Genomic DNA, 16482 nt, shown 5'->3' on the forward strand with positions numbered 1-16482 from the left:
GTTGTCAACAAAGTTAATGAAGCAACAGATTGTCCCTTTATTTTTTTCAGTTAAGGGACGGATTACGAGAGGATTATTTTGGAAATCTAACTTACTGTTATTTTTCGTGTATTTTGCTCTACTCGTTGTTTTGGTTGCTACTGAACAGGCCTTGATCATAAATAGTGAGCAACTAGGAATTGTTATGATAATTATTGTACTCTTTTACTGGTACGTATTTTTTGTACTTACAGTGAAACGATTACATGATATTAACTGGTCTGGTTGGTGGGCAATTCCTTGTATATTAACAGGTATTATGTGGTTGGTTGTAGGATTAATACCTAGTGTATCTGAGGCAAATAATCATGGGGAAAATCCTATTGAATATGAAAAAAATAGACTGTATATCAATCAAGGAACGGGTTTTCCACCGCCACCGCCACCATTAGATAACTCAGTGAGTAAAGTTATTTTATATTTAATGATGATTTTACCTGTACCTAGTCTGGTTGTGGCAGGAATGCTTACACCTGAAAATCAGAAATCTGCTGTAGAGCGAAAGGAAATAGCCTCAAGTGAAAAAAATTCTGAAGATGAATCTAAAGAAGAAGAAGTTTTACCTTTCGAATTAAGGAAAGGGGATAAATATGAAAGGATTGAAGCAGATCACGGAATAGATACTTATTACGTCGTGACACGAGCTGATGGTACGATTGAACATTATGCTTTAGATGGCGTATTACAATGGTCGAATGCGGAGCATACAGATTATGATGAGATACAGCTCTCTTCTCCAAATGAGTCTAGTATACAAGCTCAAATCGGATCTGATTTAAAAACGACAGCATCTGGTTTACAGTACAAGATCACTAAAGAAGGTACAGGTAAACAACCTGCTGCGGACTCTATTGTGAAAGTACATTACAGAGGTCAATTGGTTGACGGTAAAGTCTTTGATAGCTCAATTGACCGTGGTGAACCAATTGAGTTCCCATTGAATCAAGTTATTCCGGGCTGGACTGAAGGTCTGCAATTGATGAAAGAAGGTGGCAAGGCCGTACTGTATATACCACCTTATTTAGCATATGGGGAACAAGGAGTTCCAGAACTTATACCATCTAATAGTACATTAATATTTGAAGTTGAGCTGATTGAAGTTAAATAATACTTCAAGTTTATGTTGGAGTTAATTGAAACTAATATACTTTGATTTAGTAAAAATGTTAGGGGATATTATATAGCATTATAATATTCCCTTTAATTTTATAATCCTAGAGCTACTATATATGGTTTAATTTTAGGAGGTATTACTGGCGTATGAATAAAGATGAAGTGGTAGCTATGATGCAACAAATACACTTTTTTAATGATCAGTTTCATGATAGCGAGAATCAACTGCATTTAAAAGATTTTCATGCATTAATGCGGATGAGTAAAAATCGTTGTCAGTTGATGCTGTTAAAGTTTGCCTCCTCTGAACTTGTTTGGATTCGACCAGATTTAAATCAGCTGCACCAAGAATGGTCCTTGGGATTGCATGGTTTTCCTGATGAATATGCACGTCATATTCCATTGTATATTTTGCAGCAGGGTTTATCAGAAGAGCTATTAGAAGCTTGGGATATTAAATAATTTTAAATTTTAATTTTTGAGGGTTTTATGGATTTTTTATCCTTTTTTTTTATTTCCTTTATTAGTAAGGTTCCTGTAATTGGAGTCATTATTCTTGGTTTGATTGCAATATCTTTCATTGCTTGGTTCATTTCTTTAAAGCAAAAAAAACTGACTATTTTTTCTCAGTATGCTCCTACAATTCTAACTACTGCAGGACTTTTAGGGACGTTTGTAGGATTAACAATGGGTCTACAGGGGATTGAATTTAATGATGGAAATATAGATGTTCAGTCATTTGCAGGCTTAATGGATAAACTTAAAGCTGTCTTTGTATATGCTCTGAGTGGTGTAGCCTCCTCCCTGTTGTTTATGCTTCTAAATACATTTGTTTTAAAAGCACAAAATCAAAAACATTTATTAGAACGTCAGGATTTACAAGCTAAAGCAAAACTTCATAACCAAGATTTATTAGAAATTCAAAGAAGTCAGGAAAATGCTTTATTACAACTTGCTTCTTTACAAAAAAAGCAGCTCGATAATCAAAAGCTCATGCAGCAAGATATCGCAAAATTACAATTTGATAATGACAATACCCAACTTGCACAGCTGATTAGTCAAGGTGTAGTTCAGGGTTTAACGCCTTTATTGGTTGAAATTAAGACTGCAGTTGCTGATCAAGGTACTGAAGCAATAAAAAAGGTATTAGAAGATTTAAAAACTGAAATTTTACTGCCAATGAACGGGGCATTAAATCAAACCAATATAGCTTTGGAAAACACCACTCAAGCGGTCAAAGATACTATTAAAGCAATTGAAACTTCTCAACAGCATAATGAGAAGCTAATTACTGTTGTGGGTGAAGCAGCATTAAATATGCAAGCTGCAAGTCAAGATATGAATGGTCTAGTCACTAAAATTGGTGAAACTGTTCAGCATATGGATGATATTCAGAATGAACAAAAACAATCTTTGGATGCATTTAACAAAGAACTTAAAACAAATTTATCAAGTATTGAGCCTGCTATTCAAAATGGTCTAAATCATGCGAAAGAAGCATTAGAAACAGCAATTGGCGGTGCTTCGGTCTTAATGAACACTAGCATTAATAGTGCTTCAGAAAAAATGCAAGAAAATATTCAATCTGCTTCAAATGAAATGGTCACGAATATTAGATCAGTATTAAATGATGCGGGAACAGAGCTAAAAGGAGCAGTTTCACAAGCGACGACGGAACTTAACACTTCCATCAAATCTATTATTCAAGAACAAAATAAATCGATTCAGGATGTTTTTACACAATTTGATCATGCACAAACAAAATTTAATGAAATTCTGACTACATTCTCAGTAGATATGAATGGGTATTTGGATCGTATGGCCACAGAATTAGCAGCTGTTGGTGATAATGCGGAAAATATGATTAATTTTGCATCTGAAAATCTCAAAAATACATTAGGCGATATTGATCAAAAGTTATTAAATACTTCAAGTGAGTTAGAAAAGTCGCTTGAAAAATTCCGTATTCAGTATCAAGAATCTTTAACAATTTATTTAAATGAGCAAACTGAAAATCTCAATGGTTTCTTAGATCGTCAAAATGAACAGTTAGAGCAGACAATTGGTGAACAACGTGAAGGTTTGGTTGAAGTAACGAATAGCTTAACTGAACAATTTAAGTTTATGGATGAAAAACAACGTAAAGTGAATGAAGAAACTAAAGGACTAATTTCACGTATTGATGGAGTACAAAGCACCATTCTGCCGAAAGTACAAAGTATTGCGCAGGAATTGAATGCGGGTGAGGCGAAATTAAGTCAAAAGTTAGATCAATCAGCAAAATATTTAACAGATGTTACTAATGCTTTAGGGCAATTAGGACAAGATTTACCTGAAGAATTTGCAAATGCCTTTAAGCAGCTTGATAACCAATATCAACGCGCTTTCACAGATTTGGATCATGGTTTAAAAGATGCGGTAAATCGTTTAGGGAGCACTGTTGCTGCTTTAGCAGCTGCAATTCCATTGCATGATGCAATGACTCAATAAGCAAAAGGAAAATCCAATGATTGATGAAAATGAATTTTCCGACCACGAAAGTCAATCTGCAACATGGATCGCACTTGCGGATTTGATGACGGGCTTAATGGCGATCTTTCTGGTGCTTTGTATATTGATGTTGACCAATCAGGATCGTACACGTGTAATGATTATTCAATCTATACAAGAATCCATGAAGGCAGAAGGAATTAAAGTCGAGATTGATCCCAATACAGGCGATATCAGTATTGCTGAGAATATATTATTTCCTTACGGTTCTGCACAACTTTCGGCACAGGGTAAAGTTTTTTTAAATGAATTTATTCCTGTATATAGTCATGTACTGTTTAATCGCCTTAGTAAAGAACAGCAAAAGCAAGTTGCAAGAATTATCGTAGAGGGGCACGGCAGCCGAGATAACAATACGAGTTTTGACTATTCGAAAAATATGACTTTAAGTTTAAGTCGTTCAAACGCAGTTGTGCAACATGTAAATAACATGTCTGCATTTGGAGGGAAGCTACCTTTTTTATATAAGCTTACACCTGTGGGGCGTGGCAATATTGACTCTAAACCTTATGATGATGCGAGTGATCGGAAAGTTGTATTTAAGTTTCAGTTCGCTTCGGAATTATTTGGTGATATTTCAAAAAATAAAATTATAGAAAAAACAAAGCAGCTGAGTGAGAAGTGATGCGAAGAATGAATTTTTTGAATCATGATCTTTTTGCTTTTACAGAAAAAGCTAAATTACAAAGTAAATTCAGCGGAATGAAAAGTATTGCAGATTTTATCAATTTTCCATTTGATGAATCTCTGATACTGCAGCTTGATCCTGAAAAATTATTCGCGGAATTGATACGTTCACCAATTGATCTGCAATTAATTCAAGTCTTTGCATTAATGGGCTGGGATGGTAATCAATGGAAAAGTGCTCAAGGTCGACAAGCCATGAAGCATTGGTGGTTATCCGTATTGGAAAAAGATCGGGAAGGCGAGCCATTATTACGATTGGTTATGGTACTACGTACTGTACTTGCGGATTTAGAGCGCTATCCTGCGCCTATAGATGTGGTGAAGGTGATGAGAGATGTCTTGGAGGATTTGATTCGAACAGATGAATGGGGGGAGCAAACTGATGTTGATATCTTACTGGCATTAATCTCTGGGGATGCAAAAACCTTAGCAAAAATCGCTATGCGAGAGTATAAGAACGTAGTGCAACTGGTGCTGGAAGCTAATTTTCCTAAAAAACTTCTCATTATTCATGATGCAAATATTGAATGGTTAAGCTTATGGATTCAATCGAGTAAAAAGCAACGTCAGATATTTCGTCAGCCATTAAATGCACTGTTAAATAAGAGTCTGCCGTTGGAGCAGCAATGTAAATTGGCTTCGAGTATCTTAAATCACAATTTTTTCTCTTTAAAAAATGAGTCATTAGAACAAAAAGTGAAAGATTATCCTGAGCTCGTCGCTTGGTTGTCAGCATGTGCAAGAAATACTGAATTTAAATTGCAACTGACAAGCGAGGAAAGACAAAGGTTGGGCTGTTGGATTGGGTTTGGTAACTATGAATCATTGCGTCAAATTTTAGTAGAAATTGCGCAAAATAAGGCTGATGAAGGAGATTTGTCTAAAACAACCAATCGTTATATTTTTTGGAAAAATTATCAAGCTTTGTTTCAGGAAGCATGGTTATTATTACCTCATGAATTTTTCGTTAAAAATAAAACTGATTTATCCAATGTGAAAGAACTGCAAGGTGCAGATTATCCAGTGGTGGTTTTAAAAATACAGAATTATTTTGTATTTCAATATTTTTTAGGCACGGCAGCTAATAATGATTTATTGATGACAGATGATATACATCAAGTTGAACAAATTCTAAATCAAAGGTTGGTTTTAGATAATCAGTTAAAGCAGATGAATCTTGTATTAATTCATGATCATTTATTTAAATGGCAAAGTGATTTAGCCTACACGTTAGATCAGCATTTTAAAATTCAAGCAAAAGACCAAAGAGTTTACTTTGCAGAAGGGCAAAATAATTATAGTTATTATTTAACAGAAGTACAGAAGTCTGAATTTAAAGATGTGCGCAAACAATGGAAGAATTTACCTCAATGGGTAAAACATAATTTAAAAAATAAATATCCTTCACATATTTATCAAAAAGCAGCTTTAACAGCACAGCGTTATGATCTTTTGAGCTAAAAAAGAACATACTGAGGTTTGACTGCTCGCCCATGGTTTTTCAAAAGAGGAACCTTTACTGAGGTTCCTCTATACTACTCCGTATTGAGCATGAACCTGTATCAATCCAATACGCTTGTGGATGCTAACTCCGTTGTATCAGTGAAGATATTAGTGAAAAACTGAATTTCAGACCGGCACAGGTTCTATAAGAAACAGCATGTACGTGGCAAATGGGCCAGCGCAACAACGCTACGAATACCGACAACAACATAGTCAACCGGTGATACAACGGCTATATGAGTGGCTCAACCAATATCAACTGACGGTGCCATCGAGTTCTCCAACCGCTCAGGCGATCAACTACAGTCTAAAACGTTGGCAGGCACTTTGTCGTTATCTGGATGATGGTAATCTACCGATTGACAATAACAGGATCGAAAACCAGATGCGTCCTTGGGCTTTGGGGCGAAAGAACTGGCTGTTTGCTGGCTCAACTGCCAATATTATGACTTTAATCCAGTCAGCAAAACTGAATGGCTTGGATTCATATGTCTATTTAAGTGATGTGTTGAAAAGGCTGCCGACACATAAAGTGACTCAGATTGAAGAATTATTGCCACACTGCTGGAAACCCTAATCCCATTAAAACATAGCGATGGGGTTCAGCAGATGCTTACCAATTAAGTAGAATATAAATAGTACTATTGATATTTTAACTCGTTAAAGTTTAATTTTGGGTCTGCAAACCACATAATAATTTCATTAGGCTTATCAATAAGCTGAATGCCTGCACGTACTTTACCATCATGCTCATATAAGATAACTTCACCTACAAAATATACTTTTCTGTTGTGTACATTAACATCTAAAATCATATATTGAGGAATAGATGATTTTTTTAAGTTTATATGATTACATATAGTTTTTTGTTTCCCAGCTTCTTTTTTATAGACTCTAATTGTTGTTAAGGTTATATAGTCTTGCGATTCTGTATGTTTATATCGGCCAGTAAATGTAATTGGATATTCTTCACTTGTAGACCCTAACTCCATAAGTTGCGTTCTAATATAATTTTTTTCAAATTTCATATGTATTGTGCGTGTTTTGTAAGAAGTACTATTCGTAATTATATAATGTACAAGCCCTCTTTTTCTCATCTAAAATATTGAGTGTGGGAAATTCAAATTCCTAAAATGACCTGATACGGTTTAAATCCTTCTAGTACAGCATCTGCGACCAATTGAATAAAAAGTTCAGTCTTTCCATAAGCCATCCATTGATCCAAAGCCTCATAATAAGCCAATCGATTTTCAACTGTGATCACACAAGGTGGATAACCAGCTTTCATCAATTCTAAATTCATCAAGAGACGTGATGTGCGACCATTGCCATCAATAAACGGATGAATACCTACAAAATCAGCATGTACTTTAGCTGCACGTTCAATGGGATGAAGTTTATGTGCTTCCAAGTTATACCAATCGATAAGTTGAGCCATCTTGTCATTCAATAATGTATAGTCGGGCGGGGTAGTCGTAGCACCTGAAATCAATACGTTTTGCTGGCGATAACGTCCTGCATTGTCATCATCAATATTTTTTAGAATGAGCTGATGGATATTTCGAATCTGCCATTCAGAAAAAGGCTCTTCTTTGCGAATAATGTCTTCAACATAGTAGATAGCATTTCTATGGTTGATTGCCTCGAAATGTTCTCGTAATGCTTTTCCACCAACAGTTATGCCTTCCAAAACAACTTTTGTTTCTAGTAATGTCAGTGTATTGCCTTCGATTGCATTTGAGTGGTATGTCCAACGGACAATAAGATCTTCTTGTAGATTCTTTACAATAGTTGGAGGAAGAGGACGATGCTGATCTAATTTTCTTTTTAAAGCATCAATATTCTCAAACATAACCTTGTCCCTGCAGTCGTATTCTTAAATGATACATGAAAAAAAGAATTATAAAAAAGTAATGATATAACATTTCATTTAATGTTTAATGCATACGTGTTAAAATCAGTACCCAAGTTCAAATCCTTAAGGTGGATTTGAACAAAATTAGTTTTAGTATTCAATGCACTAAATCTAATTTGGGTACATATTGGGTACAGAATCTTAGGGGTTTTAAATTTTCTTTTAAGAATTAGCGGTTTAGGGTTTGAGTTCAATTGACGCCATCACAGCTACTTTACTAAATATGGCTATGTATTACGTTATTGATAGCTGGAATGTTAAAGTCTAAAACGTGTTATTATTTTATATAAAATTATGAAATATATAGAAATATAGGTTTATTTTTTGTTTGTTTTTTTAATCAAAATTATGAAAAAACTATAACAGTAAGAGAAAATAATTTAATAAAAATGGTGTGCTTTTTTAATTTGGTGTGTTGTAACTAAATTTTCATATATATTTAACTAGACATTAATTATTCAATTCAAAAACTTTTCTTAAATCTGGCTTGGAGAATGGAATTGCTTGTTACCCGTTATAAGCCTTGGATCATGATCATACTACTGGTTTTGCTCGTCAGTTTTGCTATATATCGCTGGTGGCAAGGACCATTGTTACCTAGTTATGAAGTCGTATCTAGTCCATTGATTCAGACAGTTGTTGCTTCAGGACGGGTAGAGAAAGTATCTCGGACTCAGATTGGTAGTGAAATTACAGGGGTTGTTCTTGAGCGCTTGGTTCAAGAGGGAGATCGGGTCTCTCGAGGGGATGTTCTTTTAGTACTGAAATCTGATGAAATTTCAGCGCAGGTGCGGCAGGCAGAAGCTGAATTAAAGGAACTCGCAACCACTAGACGTCCGCAAGCAGAATTCGATTTAGCGAATGCCAAAGTGAAATTAGAACAGGCTCAAAGAGAGGCGGTACGCAGACGAAATACCGAATTAGGAATATTATCAGCAGAGGAAAGGGAGAAATCGATAGAGGCAGAAAAATTCGCCCGTAATAATTTGGAATCAGCTCGATTAAAAGTTGCTTCACTTGCCCCAAATAAAGTTGAAGAGACAAAATTACGCGAACGACTCGCTGCACTTCAAGCGCAACTTGCCAAGACCAAAATTCGTGCAGAAGTTTCGGGTATTATTTTAACGCGTAATGTTGAGCCAGGGGATCTGGTACAACCGAGTCAGACTCTCTTCACTATTGCACTGGATGGTGCGACTGAAATACGAGTGCCATTTGATGAACGAAATTTACCACTGTTGGCTTTACAACAAAAAGCCGCAGTGATTGCAGATGCCTATCCAAATCAATCTTTTCCTGCCCATATTAATTTTATTGCTCCAAGTATTGATGCTCAACGTGGCACAGTAGACGTCCGATTAACAGTTGATCCAGTCCCAGGTTTTCTGCGTCAAGACATGACGGTATCGGTAAATGTTGAAACCAACAAGCGCGAGCGAACCTTGGTCATTCCAAATGATGCTTTAAGCAGTATAAGTGGCAACAAGGCTATGGTCATTTTAGTAAGAGATAGAAAAATTCAACGTCATCCTATCACACTGGGTTTACGTGGTTTGGTCATGTCTGAAGTTGTAGCTGGATTGAAAGAAGGTGATCACGTCCTTACCGATGCAGAATCAGTGCTTAAAGATGGAACTCGTGTCCGAATAGAGAAAACTAAACCTGTTTTCCAGAGTCAAACGGATCAGAAAAATAGCAAAAATGAATTACCGGTGAAATTCGATTGAAAAACTTTTTTAGGCGACTTTGGACCGAGTGGACCATCGCAATCAGTTTTTTGCGAGAGGGTCGCACACAGTCGATGATGATTACCATTGGCGTCGCGGTGGGGGTAGCCGTCATTGTGTTCATTAGCGCCTTAATTCAGGGTTTACAATCGAATATTGTAGAAAGAACTTTAGGGACACAGGCGCATATTCGTTTGCTCTCACCAGATGAGGTGAATCGTATTGTGCCACCAGCAGCAGGAACACTTCAGTTGTTACAAGAAGATAAGCGTGCACAACGCTTACGTTCTATTAATAATTGGCAGCAGATTACTGGGACTTTAGATCATTTACCGGTGTTGACTGCGGTTTCTCCTGTGGTCTCAGGTCCTGCATTTGTACAGCGCGGAGATGCGATTCAATCTATTGCATTGGTTGGTATCAACCTTGAACGTTATCAACAGATTATTCCGTTGAAGCAATATATGGTGAGTGGTGAATTACAGGTCAGTGCGGATAATGTATTAATTGGGCGTCAATTAGCCAAAGATTTGGGTGTGCAAGTTGGGAGCAAATTAAGATTAGATACCGGGCAACAGAAAAATGCAGTTGTGAACATCTCTGGAATATTTGAATTGGGTGTGCGTGAATTGGATGCGCGCTATGTCTATCTGGATTTGAAACAGGCGCAATCTTTACTTAATTTGCCGGGTGGGGTCACCGTGATTGATCTGACGATCCAAGATATTTTTCAGGCGGATCAAGTTGCCTCACAAGTTGGACGCCTAACTGGCTTAAAAGCAGAAAGCTGGATTGAAACCAATGCTCAATTAATGAATGCGATTACCGCTCAAAGTCTTTCGACCAACATGATTATTGTTTTTGTAGGGATTTCAGTCGCTTTTGGCATTGCCAGTGTGATGTCGGTGAGTGTGGTGCAACGAACTCGGGAAATCGGTATTTTACGTGCGACGGGGGCGACACAAGCACAAATTTTAAGAGTTTTCTTGTTTCAGGGAGCAATTTTTGGTCTGCTTGGTTCGATGCTTGGTAGTGTAGTCAGTTATGGTTTGATCTGGGGATTTAATCAGTTTGGTCCCGGCTTGTTTTATATTTCGATTTCAATCAAGCTTATCTTGTCGGCATTATTCTTGGCGACAGTGACAGGTATTTTGGCTGCTGCAATACCATCTCGTCGGGCTGCTGCACTTGATCCTGTGGAGGCAATTCGTCATGTTTGATCCATCTCAGGAAGTACTGCGTTTAGAAGCATTGCGAAAGTCTTACAATGTTGGGCAGCCTAATGAAGTGGAGGTATTACATGGAATTGACCTGTGTATTCAACGGAATGACTTTGCTGCATTAATTGGTCCTTCTGGTTCAGGCAAAAGTACTTTACTGAATATTCTCGGCTTATTAGATCAGCCTAGTCGTGGTGAGTTGTACTTGTTGGGGCAGGCTACAAGCCGTATGGATGATACGGCTCGGACAGCATTACGAGGCAATAGTATAGGTTTTGTGTTTCAGTTCCATCATCTTATACAGGCTTTTACTGCCTTACATAATGTACTCATGCCATTAATGCTGAAGCAAGGTAAGCCAGATCAATCTGCGTTGCAATATGCCCATGAATTATTGGCCGCTGTAGGGTTAGATAAGTTCGCTGACCGTAAACCCAATGAGCTTTCTGGAGGGCAGCAGCAACGCGTAGCGATTGCACGTGCACTGATTACTCAGCCTGCACTATTGTTGGCCGATGAACCGACAGGTAATCTGGATACTCAAACTGCTGCGGAAATGTTTGAATTATTTCGTAAAGTACATCGCGAACATGACTGTGCAGTCTTATTGGTGACTCATGATCCTAGATTATCGGCGACCTGTGATCGAACCATTAATTTGGTGGATGGGAGAATTCAGAGTGATTCCAAACACGAGATGGAATGAGCCGGAATGTAGATCACTCTTCTGGTAAAAGCAGTTCAAAACATTGAGTAGACCTCAAAATTCTAGCACGATATAAGAACAAACTTGTAAATCGATAAATTATAACCCTGTGTAATTTGAATAAAATATTTTTCAGATTTAGTTCACTAAATCTAATCTAGAGAAAAAATGAGTACAAGATTTTTCCATATTAAGAGTATTAAAAAAACAAAGGTTTACTGCTTCTGATCATTTCTTTTTGGCTGTACTAAGCGGATTAATTCGCACAATACAGCTCGTACAGCTTTTGCATCAAACTTAAGACCTTGGGATCACTCAGACGATAGAAAATCTGTTTACCCTCACGTCGTGTGCTGACCATGTCAGCCTTACGTAGGACAGTCAGTTGTTGTGAAAGTGTAGGTTGATGAATGTCAGTGGATTCTTCAATTTCCTGAACATTCATTTCCCCATCCACCAGGACACATAAGATTTTCAGGCGATCAGGATTGGCCAAAACTTTCAGGCATTGGCTGACGAAATCGACTTGAGAAAAATCAATTTTGGCATTTTCAGCAATCATATCCATAAATGTCCTCACAACTTTTGATGTAGCCCGTGCAGTTTACATAATTTACCATAAAACTGCTTGATTAATATTTTTAATTATATAATATAAAAAAGTATATTATGTAGGGATTAATTCATCATGCATGACTTCCTCATCGCATTTATTGGCGGTTTAATGCTCGGGCTTTCCGTGGTTGGCTATCTTTACGTCAATGGCCGTATTGCAGGAATCAGTGGTTTGATTGGGCAAGTATTAAACTCAAAAACCATGTTTAAAACACCTGCAATCTGGTTTTTATCAGGCTTGATTCTCACACCGTTTATTTATGGTCTGTTTGTACAATCTGAAATCGAATTGAATGCCAGCCCACTGATGATGATTGTGGCAGGTCTGCTGGTGGGTTTTGGGACGCGCTTAGGTTCGGGCTGTACCAGTGGTCACGGAATTTGTGGCATCAGTCGCATGTCTAAACGTTCTTTCATCGCGACCATGACTTTCATGTTTGCAGGTTTTGTCGCTGTTTATATTATCCGTCATATCACAGGAGCATTCTAAAATGAAAAATCTGTTTGCCTTTTTATTTGGTGCACTGTTCTCTGTGGGGTTGATGGTATCGGGTATGTCCAATCCGGAAAAAGTACTCGATTTCTTGGATCTGTTTGGTGACTGGGATGCTAGTCTGGCCTTTGTCATGATGGGCGCGATTGCGGTGGCCTTTATTCCTTTCCAGAAAGTATTACGTACGGCACAACCGAAAACAGTATTTAATGAACCTATTGATTTACCTAAAAATAATCAGATAGATAAGAAGCTGATCACGGGTGCGGTTTTATTTGGTGCAGGTTGGGGCATTGCCGGCATCTGTCCGGCACCAAGTTTTACCTTGATCGGTTTGGGCCACTATCAAGTGCTCTATTTTATTGTAGCAATGTTGGTGGGTGTATGGATTCACCGTAAATGGTCAGGAGCTTAACGATGTCAAACTTACCTATAGTAAAAGATTTTTTTCACGAAGATACCAATACCTTCAGTTATGTTGTACGTGATCCTGCGACTAAAGCCTGCGCCATTATTGATAGCGTTCTGGATTATGATCCGGCATCAGCAAGTACATCAACTATTCATGCCGATAAAATTATTGCCTATATTAAAGAGCAGGGTTTAACGGTTGAGTGGATTCTCGAAACCCATGTACATGCTGATCATCTGACTGCTGCACAATATCTCAAAGCTGAGTTAAGTGGCAAAATTGCCATGAGCCAGAAAATTGGCATTGTACAGGAAACCTTTGGTGCGATTTATCATCTGGATATTAAACAATGGAATGCCCAGCAGCTCTTTGATTATTTATTTGAAGATCATGAGTCGTTCCAAATCGGAACATTGAATGCCTATAACATTCCAACACCGGGACATACGCCTGCTTGCCTGAGTTATGTCATCGGTGATGCCGTGTTTGTGGGTGATACCTTATTCATGCCAGATTATGGAACAGCGCGCTGTGATTTCCCGAAGGGAAGCGCATCAATCCTTTTTGATTCAATACAAAGTTTGTATCAACTGCCTGAGAAAACACGTGTATTTCTCTGCCATGATTATTTGCCAGAAAAGCGCGATACCTATATGTGTGAAACGGATATTCAGACTCAAAAAAATCAGAATATCCATATTCACGACGGCACGACCAAAGATGATTTTGTTGAAATGCGTAATAAGCGCGATGCGGGTTTAAGTATGCCCAAACTGATTTTACCTTCGATACAGATCAATATGAAAGCAGGACAATTCCCTGAACCCGAAGAGAATGGTGTTTCTTATTTAAAACTTCCACTGAATTACTTCAAATAGGCAAATTTTAAGATTAAACAACAAGTTTTGTTTAATTGGTTTGGTAATAGAGGGGGGCAGTAGCGATGTGGATGCTAATACTTGAAGGACTGGCCATCGGTGGTTTGCTTGGGTTAACCGGTGCTGGTGGTGGCATTCTGGCCGTACCCGCACTGATGGCAAGTCAAGGATGGACGGTCGCACAAGCTGCACCTGTTGGCTTGCTTGCAGTCACTTTATCTGCCTTGGTTGGAACATTTGAAGGCTTATTTAAGAAGATAGTACGCTATCGGGCTGCGCTTTGGATTGCACTGATTAGCATTCCTTCAGCACGTTATGGTGTGCATCTGGGAGGAATAATTTCTCCTGTATGGCTTACCTTAGCATTCAGTTTAGTCATGCTCGTGGTTGCTTACCGGATTTTTTTTAAAAAAGTGAATGACCATACAGGTGTGCTGTGTAAAGTTAACCAAACAACTGGTCGTCTGATTTGGAACATGAAAACTGCATTGTCTCTCGGTGCCATTGGTGTCGTGGCAGGTTTATTGACTGGTTTGCTTGGGGTAGGTGGGGGATTCGTGATTGTTCCAGCACTGAGTAAAGTAACTGATCTTGATATGCGCAGTATTGTTGCGACCTCGTTGATGATTATTTTCCTGATAGGTGGTGTCAGCATTTCAGCTCATATTTTAGATGGTTTTCAATACCCCGTTTCGGTCACGCTGACTTTCGTTTTAGCTTGCATGGCTGGGATGTTGATTGGTCGAATTTTGATGCCTTTAGTTAAGAATAGTCAAATCCAAAAGGTTTTTGCCATAACTGTCATAAGCGTAGCATTTTATTTAATTTCTACAGTCATCATAACTTAATACAAGCAAGAGATTAGAGCCAAATTTAAAGACTGCATTTTAAAGACATGAATATTTAATCAGAGACCAGATTTCTAAAGATCGGAAGAGGTAAAGAGTAATGAAAACAGCAGAACAATTAATTTCAATGGCAAAAAACCGAATTCAAGAAGTGACGGTCGCAGACTTACTTGAAGCCATGAAAAACCATAAAACCATTCTGATTGATGTTCGGGAACCAGATGAATTTCAGGCGGCAGCGATAGACCGAGCCGTGAATTATCCTCGTGGTGTTTTAGAAATGAGAATTCACCAGCATCCTGTGGCGAGCCATCATTGCGATACCTTGCAAGCACTAGAACATCTTAAAGATCAGCCGATTTATTTGATTTGTGGGACGGGTGGCCGATCAGCTCTGGCTACAGATACTTTACAGAATATGGGATTTACTCAGGTGAAATCTGTTCAGGGTGGATTCCAAGCATGGCTAGAGCAGGGTTATCCAGTAGAGAAATAACTAGATTTCTATTTTAAGTCTAACTTAAGTTTATGGACATTCAAGTGAGAAAATCATGAAGTACAAAGAATTAACTCAAAATATTTCAGGCAGTTTAAAGACATTAGCGCAGGATTCTCCTGATTTAATGAAAAGTTTTAATCAATTGTCACAAGTTGCAATGCGAGATGGTGTTATTGATCCTAAAACAAAAGAACTGATTGCCTTAGCGATTGGTGTTGCAGCACGATGTGATGGATGTATCGGTTTTCATGTCAGAACCCTAGTCAAAATGGGAATGACATTGCAAGAATTAGAGGAAGTGCTTGGTGTTGCAGTTTATATGGGGGGCGGTCCTTCATTGATGTATGCCGCTAATGCATTGGAAGCATTTAAAGAATTCACAGCTTAATTTTTTCAATCATTGTGAAAAGATATGAATCAGCATTGGGATAATCTTTATTCGCAAACACAGGATCTGTATGGCATTTCGCCCAATCATTTTATTCAACAGATAGCAGATCAGATTCCAATTGTGGGAAAAACTCTTGCTATAGCAGAGGGTGAGGGGAGGAATATCCTTTATTTGACTAGGAGCAGTTTGTTAGATGAGGGATGTTCCTAATGTGAGTTGAGAATCCGAAAAGAAGCTTTAGCTTCTTAATTTAATTGACACCGTTTCAGAAATACCTAAATGGGAGGTTTTTGATTGATTCAGGAGCTTTTCTTATTTATTGGTACTTGTAGTTAATCATATATTCCATATTGCGTATATTCGAATATTCATATATAAAAGGCTGTCTGTTTAAGAGATTATACTCATGGATCAAATGCCAAAAGTTCAAATTTACCATAATCCTGCCTGTGGCACGTCTCGTAACACTTTGGCGCTTATTCGCAACACGGGGATCGAACCAGAAGTCATTGAATATCTGATTACGCCACCATCAAAAGATCAGCTGATTAAAATGATTCAGGACTCTGGTTTAAGTGTTCGTGATGTGTTACGCAAAAATGTAGATGCTTATACTGAACTTAATTTAGACGATGCGAACTGGACAAATGAGCAATTGCTTGATGCTATGCTTGAACATCCCATCCTGATTAACCGTCCTTTGGTCGTGACAGATTTGGGCACTCGTTTATGTCGCCCATCTGAAGTAGTGCTAGATATTCTACCTTTGCCGCAATTAAAAGCTTTCGCTAAAGAAGATGGTGAAGTCATCATTGATGAGCAAGGCAGACGCTTAAAATAAAAGGTGAAACCCCTAACGCTGTTGGACTTTGTATCAGTGTAAAGC

The 16482-nt window shown here is 38.0% G+C and carries 18 protein-coding genes and 2 pseudogenes; 17 read left to right on the forward strand and 3 right to left on the reverse strand.

Annotated elements, in window-relative coordinates; all coding sequences use genetic code 11:
* Positions 1–16: 16 nt before the first annotated feature.
* From C9E88_RS17765 to C9E88_RS05810, 7 genes and pseudogenes are all read left to right on the forward strand, one after another.
* A pseudogene (locus tag C9E88_RS17765) lies at positions 17–295 on the forward strand (DUF805 domain-containing protein); the annotation flags it as partial.
* Between the two features lie 168 nt (positions 296–463).
* Positions 464–1147 (forward strand): FKBP-type peptidyl-prolyl cis-trans isomerase, encoded by a 684-nt coding sequence (locus C9E88_RS17975; RefSeq protein WP_425267155.1) that lies wholly within the window; start codon positions 464–466, stop codon positions 1145–1147.
* Between the two features lie 152 nt (positions 1148–1299).
* On the forward strand, positions 1300–1614 hold the full coding sequence (locus C9E88_RS05790) for a hypothetical protein (RefSeq protein ID WP_106986408.1): 315 nt from the start codon (positions 1300–1302) through the stop codon (positions 1612–1614).
* 27 nt (positions 1615–1641) lie between these two features.
* A complete protein-coding gene (locus tag C9E88_RS05795) occupies positions 1642–3642 on the forward strand; it encodes a hypothetical protein (RefSeq protein WP_106986407.1) in 2001 nt (666 codons plus the stop codon).
* A gap of 16 nt (positions 3643–3658) precedes the next feature.
* The gene (locus tag C9E88_RS05800; protein WP_106986406.1) at positions 3659–4327 is read left to right on the forward strand and encodes an OmpA/MotB family protein; all 669 of its coding nucleotides are present in this window, start codon (positions 3659–3661) and stop codon (positions 4325–4327) included.
* A gap of 8 nt (positions 4328–4335) precedes the next feature.
* Complete coding sequence (locus C9E88_RS05805) at positions 4336–5850, forward strand: hypothetical protein (RefSeq protein ID WP_106986405.1); 1515 nt, start codon at positions 4336–4338, stop codon at positions 5848–5850.
* Between the two features lie 211 nt (positions 5851–6061).
* Positions 6062–6469 (forward strand): annotated as a pseudogene (locus C9E88_RS05810) (IS66 family transposase); the annotation flags it as partial.
* Positions 6470–6533: 64 nt separating this feature from the next.
* Here the strand turns inward: C9E88_RS05810 and C9E88_RS05815 are convergent.
* The gene (locus tag C9E88_RS05815; RefSeq protein ID WP_106986404.1) at positions 6534–6884 is read right to left on the reverse strand and encodes a hypothetical protein; all 351 of its coding nucleotides are present in this window, start codon (positions 6882–6884) and stop codon (positions 6534–6536) included.
* Between the two features lie 128 nt (positions 6885–7012).
* On the reverse strand, positions 7013–7744 hold the full coding sequence (locus C9E88_RS05820; RefSeq protein WP_106986403.1) for a Fic family protein: 732 nt from the start codon (positions 7742–7744) through the stop codon (positions 7013–7015).
* A 563-nt stretch (positions 7745–8307) separates the two neighbouring features.
* On the opposite strand from C9E88_RS05820, the gene C9E88_RS05825 reads away from it, so the two are divergent.
* Genes C9E88_RS05825 through C9E88_RS05835 form a run of 3 tightly spaced genes read left to right on the forward strand, consistent with a single transcriptional unit; the run spans position 8308 to position 11460 of the window.
* Complete coding sequence (locus C9E88_RS05825) at positions 8308–9534, forward strand: efflux RND transporter periplasmic adaptor subunit (protein ID WP_106986413.1); 1227 nt, start codon at positions 8308–8310, stop codon at positions 9532–9534.
* Positions 9531–10754, forward strand: coding sequence for an ABC transporter permease (locus C9E88_RS05830; RefSeq protein ID WP_106986402.1), 1224 nt, complete (start codon positions 9531–9533; stop codon positions 10752–10754). The genes C9E88_RS05825 and C9E88_RS05830 overlap by 4 nt, the downstream gene beginning before the upstream one ends.
* Positions 10747–11460: an ABC transporter ATP-binding protein gene (locus C9E88_RS05835; protein ID WP_004984479.1), complete on the forward strand. Its 714-nt coding sequence runs from the start codon at positions 10747–10749 to the stop codon at positions 11458–11460. Before C9E88_RS05830 ends, C9E88_RS05835 begins: the two co-directional genes overlap by 8 nt.
* Before the next feature lie 256 nt (positions 11461–11716).
* Here C9E88_RS05835 and C9E88_RS05840 read toward each other — a convergent pair whose 3' ends face one another.
* The gene (locus tag C9E88_RS05840) at positions 11717–12028 is read right to left on the reverse strand and encodes an ArsR/SmtB family transcription factor (protein WP_004984482.1); all 312 of its coding nucleotides are present in this window, start codon (positions 12026–12028) and stop codon (positions 11717–11719) included.
* A 120-nt stretch (positions 12029–12148) separates the two neighbouring features.
* Here C9E88_RS05840 and C9E88_RS05845 point away from each other — a divergent pair, with 120 nt between their 5' ends.
* The 7 genes from C9E88_RS05845 to arsC all read left to right on the forward strand — a co-directional run bounded on the left by C9E88_RS05845 (position 12149) and on the right by arsC (position 16437).
* Positions 12149–12565: a YeeE/YedE family protein gene (locus C9E88_RS05845; RefSeq protein ID WP_106986401.1), complete on the forward strand. Its 417-nt coding sequence runs from the start codon at positions 12149–12151 to the stop codon at positions 12563–12565.
* Position 12566: 1 nt separating this feature from the next.
* Positions 12567–12983, forward strand: coding sequence for a DUF6691 family protein (locus C9E88_RS05850; protein ID WP_106986400.1), 417 nt, complete (start codon positions 12567–12569; stop codon positions 12981–12983).
* A gap of 2 nt (positions 12984–12985) precedes the next feature.
* Positions 12986–13858 carry an MBL fold metallo-hydrolase gene (locus tag C9E88_RS05855; RefSeq protein ID WP_106986399.1) on the forward strand — a complete coding sequence of 291 codons (873 nt, stop codon included), beginning with the start codon at positions 12986–12988 and terminating at the stop codon, positions 13856–13858.
* A 65-nt stretch (positions 13859–13923) separates the two neighbouring features.
* Complete coding sequence (locus C9E88_RS05860) at positions 13924–14706, forward strand: sulfite exporter TauE/SafE family protein (RefSeq protein ID WP_106986398.1); 783 nt, start codon at positions 13924–13926, stop codon at positions 14704–14706.
* Positions 14707–14806: 100 nt separating this feature from the next.
* Positions 14807–15202, forward strand: coding sequence for a rhodanese-like domain-containing protein (locus tag C9E88_RS05865; RefSeq protein ID WP_004859470.1), 396 nt, complete (start codon positions 14807–14809; stop codon positions 15200–15202).
* 55 nt (positions 15203–15257) lie between these two features.
* On the forward strand, positions 15258–15593 hold the full coding sequence (locus tag C9E88_RS05870) for a carboxymuconolactone decarboxylase family protein (protein WP_004988488.1): 336 nt from the start codon (positions 15258–15260) through the stop codon (positions 15591–15593).
* 409 nt (positions 15594–16002) lie between these two features.
* On the forward strand, positions 16003–16437 hold the full coding sequence (gene arsC / locus C9E88_RS05880; protein ID WP_004988483.1) for an arsenate reductase (glutaredoxin): 435 nt from the start codon (positions 16003–16005) through the stop codon (positions 16435–16437).
* The last annotated feature ends 45 nt before the right edge of the window (positions 16438–16482 follow it).

The organism is Acinetobacter cumulans, assembly GCF_003024525.3.
GTDB lineage: Bacteria > Pseudomonadota > Gammaproteobacteria > Pseudomonadales > Moraxellaceae > Acinetobacter > Acinetobacter cumulans.